This window comes from Microcystis sp. M144S2 (genome assembly GCF_020246065.1).
Classification (GTDB): domain Bacteria; phylum Cyanobacteriota; class Cyanobacteriia; order Cyanobacteriales; family Microcystaceae; genus Microcystis; species Microcystis ichthyoblabe_A.
Genome location: NZ_JADBTR010000089.1, coordinates 1 through 9,771, shown reverse-complemented (window position 1 = coordinate 9,771; position 9,771 = coordinate 1). Strand labels below are relative to the sequence as shown.

Below are 9,771 nucleotides of genomic sequence, written 5' to 3'. Positions count from 1 at the left end.
TGTTGGATAAGGCTTTTAGACTTTTTTGACCTCAAAAAGTGCCGACCATTGGAGGGATCGGGGGTAAAATTCAGGTACTTTTTCCCTGAAAATTAGGTAACTGACTACCTCAAAATCGGTAAAACCCTACACCCCACACCCCACACCCGTTCGGCTGAGCTCACGGCCGAAGCCCACACCCTGCCCCCACCAACAAACTTTTTCAGCAGACCCTAACTAAAACCAGAAACTTTGTGCCTCCCAAGTATGAGAATTGCTGATTTTGTGAAAGCCCGTGACTTCATAAAGCCAAATGAAAAGGTAGTCGTTATCTTTACAGAGGGAAAACACTTTGTTCTCCACGATGACAACACTGGTTCAACGGGTCAGTGGAAGATCGATCCCAATCGTGAAGTTGACCGTATTATTCTTTATCATCGTGATGATGAGAATAATGCGAATAATTTGTACATAGCGAACCATGCTGGTGCAGAGCCAGCAGACAGGGAAGGTCGATACGACATTCGATTAACTCATGTTCAGTACATAGGGGCAACATCCGTAAATTGGGTTGAGTTTGCTGAAGGTGGGCAAAACCCAATTCGGTATCTTCCTTGATGTAGCTTTGATTCCTGAAGGTTCTTGTCATCCACTAATAGGTAGGTGAGAACACGAGGTAAACTATAAGCGGGGGGATTGTGGCGAAAACTTATGAAGTTGACTGTAACACTTGACCGTGACGAAGATGGAGTTTGGGTTGTAGAATGCCCCAGCATTCCGGGTTGTGTCAGCCAAGGTAAAACGAGAGCAGAAGCTCTTGAAAATATCAGAGATGCAATTATCGCCTGCCTTCAAGTTCGTGCAGAACGTGGGCTACCGCTAACGATTGAAACTCACCAAGTAGAGGTAATGGCATAATCATGTCCTCTGCTCTTCCTGTTCTCAGCGGACGTGAGGTAGTCCGAGTATTTGAGACCTTCGGCTGGCAAGTTGCGCGTTAAAGTGCCAGCCATATTATCATGGTTAAGGAGGGCGAACAGGTAACACTCTCTGTTCCTGATCATCGTGAAGTGGCAAAGGGTACGCTTCGTAGTCTTATTCGTACTGCTGGAATTACGGTACAAGAATTTGTTTCTGGCATGAGATGAGCGATAAGAGAGGTCTGACAATTCGAGTGCAGCGGACGGACGAAGGCTGCTGATGCTCAGTTCAAGGTTGTCTGATGCCGCTGATTCGAGCCGTTACTTGTACTGAGCGCATTGGAAGTATCAGTTATCAGCTACTTGTTTTCCGAATTAATTGGCCGTTTTTCAGTTTATTATCAACGTCCAATAGGATCAAAATCAGTCCCTTATGCACCCACAAAAATTATCGAGTATTTGTTAACTGATCAAGGAGAAAGATTATGGTAGCCACTCCAGTCAAAACCAAAACCACGGGACAATACTACGCCACCCGCATCGATTTAGCATTAGATATCCGCAAAGCTGTGGTTGAAATCTTAAGTCAAACTCTTGCCGCTAGTTTAGACCTAAAAACTCAGGTTAAACAGGCCCACTGGAATGTAAAAGGTTTAAATTTCTACCAATTGCACAGCCTATTCGACGAAATGGCCACGGAATTAGAAGGCTATGGGGACATGGTAGCAGAACGGATTACCGCTTTAGGTGGAACCGCTTTGGGAACAGCGCGCATCGCCGCCGCTAACTCGATTCTACCGGAATATCCGGCTGATATCGTCGATGGTAGTGAACATATCCTTGCTTTAGCCGAACGTTATGCCTTATACGCCGCCCATCTTCGTTCTGCTATTGATACCACTGGCAATCAAGGGGATGCCGACACAGCAGATCTCTATACGGAAATCTCCCGGGACATCGATAAACGTCTCTGGTTCCTAGAAGCGCATCTGATTAAATCGGAAGATGTTATCGGTTAATTTATAGATGAATTTGGGGTGTGTTAACGTAGCTTAATACACCTTAAATTCTCGTAATCGGTAAACGTAGCCAATCACTTATAGTCATTTCAATTAAAATTGAGAATATCAATCCCAGAGTTCATAAGGGTTTTGAAGAATTTTGTCGGTCTAGACTGTATCAGACTTATCTGAAATGACTATAACTACTATAGTTGAAACCCGATTAAATTTTCGATCGCCTTGACCAAATCTTGATTAGTCCAATTCTGGTACAGATAAGCAGCGATCGCACATCCCCCCGCACCGACTCCTTCCTTGACGAAACCCTGTTCATAAGCTTGCAAAACCGGGTATTTAGAGTCGGAAAAGTTTAATTGTGTGGCTAATAGGGGTATTTTTCCGATCAGGCTGGCTAATCCCACCGTATCCCCTGTTTTATCTTCCGTTACCCAGCGAGTTGTGCCGACGATGATATTTTCCCAGTTAACCGGATAGGCATATTTAGTCACTAGAGCTTGAATTAGGGCAGAAACCGCCAACATTTGGGTTCCTCCGGCGAGAAGTACCCCACCCTGCCCACTGGCGGCGATCGCCATGCCAGCGACGAAAATCTGCTGAGGATCGCCTAGGGCGGCGATTACCTCAAAAGGATCAAAAATTTCTTTTCGGGCTAATCCCTGCTCAACTATTGCCCATTTCTGAGCATGATTGCACTGGGGATGGCTACTGTTAACTTTGCCGTTGGCTTGATAACCCAATCCGGTGAGGATGGCGAGGGCGGTGGTGGTGCCACCGACCACACACTCGCCGATAATTAGATAACTAGACTGGCGGGCTAGTTTTTCGCCCCAGGTTAGTCCTTGGGCGAACAGGCGTTTTACTATGGGGAGATCTAGGGCGCGGCCGGTGGAGAGACAACGGGCCGGTTGTCCCCCCAGTTCGATATAATCGACGGCCGGGGGCAAGGGTAAACCGGCGTTAAAAACGAGGACGGGAATGGCTAATTTTTCCACCACGGCGCGGGTAATATAGGCGGGGGAGGCTCCCACCGTTAGGGGGGGTAAGGGATAACGGGGATGGGGTGAAACTCCTTTAACGATAAATTCGGCATCGGCGATCGCTGTGTATTTTCTATCTTCCGGGGTGGCGCCGGCGGTGGAGATTCCGGGGATTAATCCTGTCTCGGTAAAACCTAAAACTAGGGCAAATATCGGAGAAGATTTTTGATGGCGCTGTAACCAATTTTGCCCCCGTTCGATTTCCGTGTAAATTTTAATCATCTGTGATTTTCTTGATTATGTCTCCCCTGTCTTCTGCAATTATCGATACTTGGCGACGTTTTTACCGAGATCCCCTGGCAACAATAGGAGCGATCGCATTAATTATAATTATTCTTGCCGTCCTATTCGGTCCGATTTTTTATCGGGTCCCCATCGATACCATTGATTTTAGTCAAACCACTGCTCCCCCTAGTTTAAAACATCTTTTCGGCACTAATGATCTGGGACAGGATCAATTGGCGAGGATTTTGGTGGGGGGTCGAATTTCCCTAGCGGTGGGCATTGCTGCTATGATAGTCGCGATTATTCTAGGGACAGCGATCGGGGCTATTTCTGGGTTTTACGGGGGCGCAATCGATGGTTTGTTGATGCGATTAACGGATTTATTCCTATCTTTGCCCCAATTGCCCCTACTTTTACTGATTGTCTATCTATTTCGCGATAGTATCAAGAAAATCGCCGGACCGGAAACGGGTATTTTTATCCTCGTGGTTTTAGTAATCGGGGGTTTAAATTGGATGTCGGTAGCCCGATTGGTGCGGGGAAATTTCTTAAAATTACGAGAGATGGAATTTATCTCGGCTGCGATTGCTTTGGGGGCCACTCCTTTCCGTTTAATCTGGGTGCATTTATTGCCTAATGTTTTGGGAATGATTATCGTGGCGGCTACTTTAGCGGTGGGTAATGCGATTATTACCGAGTCAACCCTGAGTTTTTTGGGTTTGGGTTTCCCCCCCGATGTGCCGACTTGGGGACAAATGTTATTTAAAGCTAAAGATTACTTGACAACTGCCCCCCACTTGGTCATTTTTCCGGCTCTGGCTATCGTGATCACGGTGTTAAGTATTAATTTTATCGGTGATGGTTTACGCGATGTCTTTGATCCTAATGTTTAAGGAATTGTGGAAGTGGATAATTGCCGAAAATTACCCAGAACCTCTATGATGATCAGTAGCGATGGTGAGGAAATAAATACTGTGAGTAGCGTAACTGTCATTAGCGATCAGAAGTTTGACCAAGAGGTTTTTGAGGTCGAAAAACCCGTTTTAGTCTATTTTTGGGCGAGTTGGTGCGGTCCGTGTCGTTTGGTATCCCCCTCGATCGATTGGGTGGCGAAAACCTACGACGAACGGCTAAAAGTAGTTAAACTAGAGGTGGACCCTAACCCCAACTCGGTGGCTAAATGTGATGTGAAAGGTGTTCCCGCTTTACGCATCTTTAAAGATAAAAAACTTATTGCCACTCATGAAGGGGCGATCGGCAAACAACAATTACAATCTTTTATCGATACCTATGTCAGCTAATTAGGTATCTGTGGTTATGAATAACTTAACCCTAGCACACCGCTTACAGGCACTCCAATCCAACGTTTTTGCCGATATGGATCGGGCAAAAGCTGCCAGTAGAGAAGCGGGTAATACCATTATCGATCTTTCGCTCGGTTCCTCCGATCTTGGGGCTGCTCCCCACGTTATCGATGCTATAGAGCGATCTCTCCACGATCCTCACACCCACGGCTATTTACTCCATAATGGGACCAGAGACTTCCGAATAACTGCCGCTAACTGGTATAGCGATCGCTTTGGTGTTCCCATCGATGCGGAAACGGAGGTTTTACCCCTAATTGGTTCTCAGGAAGGCACGGCCCATCTACCTTTGGCCATTCTCAACCCCGGGGATTTTGCCCTGCTCCTCGATCCAGGTTATCCCTCCCATTTGGGCGGTGTTGCCCTTGCTGGCGGTCAAATGTACGGAATGCCAATTTTGGCAAAAAATGACTTTCTGCCGGTTTTAGAGGACATTCCTGAGGCAGTGCTGGCACAATCGAAGCTGATGGTCTTGAGTTATCCCCATAATCCCACTACAGCGATCGCACCTTTGGCATTTTTCCAAAAAGCGGTTGATTTTTGCCGTCAGCATAATTTAGTTTTAATCCACGATTTTCCCTATCTAGACATCTTTTTTGCGGGAACATCGCCCCCCCCGTCAATTTTACAGGCCGATCGAGCTAAAACTAATTCGATCGAGTTTTTTACCTTTTCTAAGTCCTATAATATGGGCGGTTTTCGCATCGGTTTCGCCATTGGCAACCCGCAGTTAATTATGGCTTTGCGACAGATTAAAGCTATGGTTGATTTTAATCAGTATTTGGGCATCCTTAACGGTGCGATCGCTGCTTTAACCGGTAATCAAGATTCAGTCAAGGAAACCGTCGCTATCTTCCAAAAACGTCGGGATGTGTTTATTAATGCCCTAAATCGCATCGGTTGGCCTGTTTCCACTCCGGCCGCCACTATGTACGTTTGGGCGAAAATTCCCCCCAGTTGGCCGGGTAATTCCGTCGATTTTTGTCGGCAATTGGTGGCCCAAACTGGTGTCGCGGTCTCTCCCGGTTCCGGTTTTGGTAAGGGTGGTGAGGGTTATGTGCGTTTTGCCTTAGTTCACGATCCCGATATTCTAGAGGCTGCCGTGGAGAAAATTGGGGCTTTTTTGGGATCAAATCGACATTTAACCTGATTTTGTCCTAAAGTGAAACCCTGATTTTACAATTTAGCTTAAGTTAAGGCACACAGCTTATGCTCGATCCCGTCGTTAATGCGGCCCGGATACTTTGGGAGTTTTATAACGTCCATAAAGATCCGGTGAACCTACTCTTAACCACCGCCTTTTCCGGCTTTGGCTTGACGGGGCTGAATTGGTGGCGCGAAAAACAGCAAAAACGGCGCCGCGCAAGAATCGCAGGCGATAGCTTGCCCTTTAGAGTCGTGCGTCCAAACCAGGATGTATTTCCCGCGATCTTTGGACGGGAGAGGGCAGAATATCTCTATCCTAGCCTGATTGACTGGGATATTCCCCTTCAAGATCGGGAACTGGATATCAACCATTTAGCTGAAATAATAAGGTTATTAAATGATGACCAGTGGGTGATCATTACGGGTCCGGCTGGGATCGGTAAAACTAGAGAGATGGCGGAAGTCGCCCTTCGTTTCATCCGTCGGGGTTGGACGGTAATGGTATTCACTGGTACGTTGGAGGGAGATCAATTTCCTCGAGAACAGTTTCTAGATGTGCGAAGAAATGTGCTTTTTATATTTGACGATTTGCATATTCAAATGAGGCGCAGTGAACCGACTCGGGAAAATCGAGCTACAGAAGAGCAATCCTTGCCGACCGACCGACCGTTACAAGAACGATTATTGGCGGCGCTGGATCATTGCGATAGCGTTCATATTCCCGATACGCGGATCAAGGTTTTGGCGACCGCTAGAGATGAAACCGTCAGCGATGATCCCAGATTGGTTAGCCCATGGGAGATGTTGCAATGGGAGCGATACCCCCTCTGGCGCCGGTTTACGCGCTATCGATTACCCAGACCGGAAAATCAGGCGGCTGCGTCCTGGTTAGTGAATGTGTCGAATCGAACGGGAATTCAACTGGAATGCCCCCCGGAAGAGATCGCACAGCGTAACGACGGAACATTTCAAAATCTGGTGAACAATTTTGAAATTTTGCTGGCTGGCGACAGTCAGGAGGGTCGTTCTTTGTCCCTAAGTCGAGAAAATTTTAAGGATACTCTCCGGGGATCTTGGAAAAAGTGTTATCAAGACGCGTTTAAGTTAGAGCCTTTGGCTAAAGAGTTATACGACGCGGTGGATTTATTACAACAGGCGAATATCCCCCTAAAGGCGTTTGTGGTGGAGCGAGTCGCGTTGATGTTAGTCCGGGGAAATCGCTGGCAAAAAGTTCGCTATCAGTGGCGGATTAAAAAGGCCTTAGAAAAATTAGAAGCGAGGGAGGGAATTTTATCCCCCCGTGATGGGCAGATCGAGGGAAAGGGGGAGTTACTGAGTCTAGAGGATTATTTGGAAAAGCTACTCGGGTTATTTTTAGCCCTGTTAGACCGATTTCCCCTCGAGGTCAAAGAGGCGCTGGATAAAGTGAGCAATAAGTTGTACGATAAGCAAAACTATACAGAATCGTTGCGGGGCTATGATGCTCTAGTTAAATATTTTCCTAAGGATGAAAATTTTCAATTGATGCGGGGAAACAATTTATATTATCTGGTTAGATATGCAGATGCTCTGGATTGTTTTAATCAGGCTACTGAAATTAAGCCAGATTATTTTCGTGCTTGGACAAACAAAGGATTGATAATACAAAAAATAGATGTGTTGGAGGGAGTGGAAAAAGAAGCCACCGCTCTTGAATATTATGACCGAGCCTTGGCAATTAATCCTGATGACGCTCTCACGCTTGTAAACAAAGGTTTATTGCTAGGAGAATTGGGTAAAAAGGAAGAGGCGCTAGAGCTTTATAAACAGGCGATCAATAATGATCCTAACTACTATAGGGCTTACTATGCTCAAGGTTTGGAGTTTAGCGAGATGAATAGATACGAAGAGTCAATTTCAGCTTACGCACAAGCTATTGAAGTCAAGCCTGATTTTGTGGCGGCTTGGGTGGGTAAAGGTAATCAACTAGCGAATTTAGGAAGATATGAAGAGGCGCTATCTGCTTACGAGGAAGCCATTCGATTGAAACCTGATGATGAAGCCGCTTGGCTTAATAAAGGAAATCAACTAGCGAATTTAGGAAGATATGAAGAGGCGCTATCTGCTTACCAAGAAGCTATACGATTGAAACCTGATTATGAAGCCGCTTGGCATAATAAAGGCAACCAACTAGCAAATTTAGGAAGATATGAAGAGGCGCTGTCTGCTTACGAGGAAGCTATACGATTGAAACCCGATTATGATTACGCTTGGAATGGGAAAGGAAATCAATTAGCAAATTTAGGTAGGTATGAAGAGGCGCTGTCTGCTTATGAAGAAGCCATTCGATTGAAACCTGATTATGAAGCCGCTTGGCTTAATAAAGGAAATCAACTAGCGAATTTAGGGAGGTATGAAGAGGCGCTGTCTGCTTACGAGGAAGCCATTCGATTGAAACCTGATTATGAAGCCGCTTGGCTTGGTAAAGGAAATCAACTAGCGAATTTAGGAAGATATGAAGAGGCGCTGTCTGCTTACGAGGAAGCTATACGATTGAAACCTGATGAAGCCGCTTGGCTTGGTAAAGGAAATCAACTAGCGAATTTAGGAAGATATGAAGAGGCGCTGTCTGCTTATGAAGAAGCCATTCGATTGAAACCTGATGAAGCCGCTTGGCATAATAAAGGCAACCAACTAGCAAATTTAGGAAGATATGAAGAGGCGCTGTCTGCTTACGAGGAAGCTATACGATTGAAACCTGATTATGATTACGCTTGGAATGGGAAAGGAAATCAATTAGCAAATTTAGGTAGGTATGAAGAGGCGCTGTCTGCTTACGAGGAAGCTATTCGATTGAAACCTGATTATGAAACCGCTTGGTTTTGTAAAGGTAGTCAATTAGGGAATTTAGAGAGGTATGAAGAGGCGATCGCCGCCTATGATGAAGCAATTAAGCTTAAAGCGGACTACATTGAAGCAATCTTCAATAAAGCAATGCTTTTAAAAGAATTAGGTCATCAAGATATTGCAAACCAGCAATTCCATTTAATTGTTGAAACTTGTCAGCAGTATAAAAACAAAGACAATCAAACAATTGATTTTTGGAATGTCTATGCCGCTTCTCTAACTTGCTTAGGACAATATGAGGAAGTAGAACAAATTTTACAAAAAGCCCTAGCCATTAATCCAAACCACCCTAATACAAACTACAACCTAGCCTGCTACTACGCTATTCAGGATAATATTCCTTTAGCGGTCGAATATCTCGCCAAGGCGATTCAATTAAGACCCAGTGATAGAGAACAGGCGAAAAAAGATTCTGACTTCGATAAAATTCGTCAAGACCCCCGATTTATCGAGCTTATTTCGGATAATTTCTAAATTGTCAACCTTCTCGCTCATTTTCTTCGAGAATTTCTTGATAGATGACGGATTCTCCCATAATCCTACTCCGAAAGATATTTCTGATCTTCTCTCGGTTGTAATTGCTCGATCGCGTCGGGGGACAAATCGGTAAATCGGGCGATTTCTGTGATAGAAAAACCAGCAGATAGCATTTTTAGGGCAATTTGTCGGGCTTTTTCTTCTTTACCTTCTTGTCGTCCTTCTTGTCGTCCTTTTTGTAGTCCCTTTTCCTCGCCTTCCTCTAAAATATCTTGATAGATGACGGATTCTCTCATAATGTCACTCCGAAGAATATTTTTAATCGTCTCTCGATTGTAATTCCTCGATAGTTGCGGGGGATAAATCGGTAAATTGGGCGATTTCTGGGACAGAAAAGCCAGCAGATAGCATTTTTAGGGCAATTTGTCGGGCTTTTTCTTCTTTACCTTCTTGTCGTCCTTCTTGCAGTCCTTCTTGTCGTCCTTCTTGTCGTCCTTTTTGTAGTCCCTTTTCCTCGCCTTCCTCTAAAATATCTTGATAGATGACGGATTCTCTCATAATGTCACTCCGAAGGATTTTTTTGATCGTCTCTCGATTTAATACTAACCCGGCGAGAATACTGGTAGCGGCAGCGAGATTGCTTTGCACCTGTTTTTGGGAGATAGTTTCTAGAGAACGGGACACCTGACTTAACACCTGTTCGGGATCATCGGTA

At 45.2% G+C, this 9,771-nt stretch carries 10 protein-coding genes and 1 pseudogene; 8 read left to right on the top strand and 3 right to left on the bottom strand.

What is annotated here, in order from left to right; all coding sequences use genetic code 11:
* Positions 1-246 precede the first annotated feature (246 nt).
* The 4 genes and pseudogenes from IM462_RS11450 (at position 247) to dps (ending at position 1,918) form a co-directional block, all read left to right on the top strand.
* Entirely contained in the window at positions 247-597 is a 351-nt protein-coding gene (locus IM462_RS11450) for a hypothetical protein (protein ID WP_002739434.1), read from the top strand.
* A gap of 93 nt (positions 598-690) precedes the next feature.
* Positions 691-897: a type II toxin-antitoxin system HicB family antitoxin gene (locus tag IM462_RS11445; RefSeq protein WP_002739432.1), complete on the top strand. Its 207-nt coding sequence runs from the start codon at positions 691-693 to the stop codon at positions 895-897.
* Between the two features lie 2 nt (positions 898-899).
* Positions 900-1,127, top strand: a pseudogene (locus IM462_RS21010) (type II toxin-antitoxin system HicA family toxin).
* 257 nt (positions 1,128-1,384) lie between these two features.
* Complete coding sequence (gene dps / locus IM462_RS11435; RefSeq protein WP_287700039.1) at positions 1,385-1,918, top strand: DNA starvation/stationary phase protection protein Dps; 534 nt, start codon at positions 1,385-1,387, stop codon at positions 1,916-1,918.
* 188 nt (positions 1,919-2,106) lie between these two features.
* On the opposite strand, the gene cobT is transcribed toward dps, so the two are convergent.
* On the bottom strand, positions 2,107-3,180 hold the full coding sequence (cobT, locus tag IM462_RS11430; RefSeq protein WP_287700038.1) for a nicotinate mononucleotide-dependent phosphoribosyltransferase CobT: 1,074 nt from the start codon (positions 3,178-3,180) through the stop codon (positions 2,107-2,109).
* Between the two features lie 17 nt (positions 3,181-3,197).
* Here cobT and IM462_RS11425 point away from each other — a divergent pair, with 17 nt between their 5' ends.
* Genes IM462_RS11425 through IM462_RS11410 form a run of 4 tightly spaced genes read left to right on the top strand, consistent with a single transcriptional unit; the run spans position 3,198 to position 9,053 of the window.
* Positions 3,198-4,076 (top strand): ABC transporter permease, encoded by an 879-nt coding sequence (locus tag IM462_RS11425; RefSeq protein ID WP_147071942.1) that lies wholly within the window; start codon positions 3,198-3,200, stop codon positions 4,074-4,076.
* Positions 4,077-4,121: 45 nt separating this feature from the next.
* Complete coding sequence (locus tag IM462_RS11420) at positions 4,122-4,484, top strand: thioredoxin family protein (protein ID WP_287700037.1); 363 nt, start codon at positions 4,122-4,124, stop codon at positions 4,482-4,484.
* Between the two features lie 16 nt (positions 4,485-4,500).
* Positions 4,501-5,697, top strand: a complete 1,197-nt coding sequence (locus IM462_RS11415) for an LL-diaminopimelate aminotransferase (protein ID WP_287700036.1) — start codon at positions 4,501-4,503, stop codon at positions 5,695-5,697.
* A 59-nt stretch (positions 5,698-5,756) separates the two neighbouring features.
* Positions 5,757-9,053: a tetratricopeptide repeat protein gene (locus IM462_RS11410; protein WP_287715207.1), complete on the top strand. Its 3,297-nt coding sequence runs from the start codon at positions 5,757-5,759 to the stop codon at positions 9,051-9,053.
* Between the two features lie 65 nt (positions 9,054-9,118).
* Here IM462_RS11410 and IM462_RS11405 read toward each other — a convergent pair whose 3' ends face one another.
* The gene (locus IM462_RS11405; RefSeq protein ID WP_287715209.1) at positions 9,119-9,352 is read right to left on the bottom strand and encodes an Rpn/YhgA-type helix-turn-helix domain-containing protein; all 234 of its coding nucleotides are present in this window, start codon (positions 9,350-9,352) and stop codon (positions 9,119-9,121) included.
* Positions 9,353-9,374: 22 nt separating this feature from the next.
* A partial coding sequence (locus IM462_RS11400) for an Rpn family recombination-promoting nuclease/putative transposase (protein WP_502866643.1) occupies positions 9,375-9,771 on the bottom strand: 397 nt, incomplete at its 5' end.

Coding starts and splice junctions, on each gene's coding strand:
- dps (WP_287700039.1), top strand. CDS start 1,385: ATGGTAGCCACTCCAGTCAAAACCAAAACCACGGGACAATACTACGCC.
- IM462_RS11425 (WP_147071942.1), top strand. CDS start 3,198: ATGTCTCCCCTGTCTTCTGCAATTATCGATACTTGGCGACGTTTTTAC.
- IM462_RS11405 (WP_287715209.1), bottom strand. CDS start 9,352: ATGAGAGAATCCGTCATCTATCAAGATATTTTAGAGGAAGGCGAGGAA.
- IM462_RS11415 (WP_287700036.1), top strand. CDS start 4,501: ATGAATAACTTAACCCTAGCACACCGCTTACAGGCACTCCAATCCAAC.
- IM462_RS11450 (WP_002739434.1), top strand. CDS start 247: ATGAGAATTGCTGATTTTGTGAAAGCCCGTGACTTCATAAAGCCAAAT.
- IM462_RS11410 (WP_287715207.1), top strand. CDS start 5,757: ATGCTCGATCCCGTCGTTAATGCGGCCCGGATACTTTGGGAGTTTTAT.
- cobT (WP_287700038.1), bottom strand. CDS start 3,180: ATGATTAAAATTTACACGGAAATCGAACGGGGGCAAAATTGGTTACAG.
- IM462_RS11445 (WP_002739432.1), top strand. CDS start 691: ATGAAGTTGACTGTAACACTTGACCGTGACGAAGATGGAGTTTGGGTT.
- IM462_RS11420 (WP_287700037.1), top strand. CDS start 4,122: ATGATGATCAGTAGCGATGGTGAGGAAATAAATACTGTGAGTAGCGTA.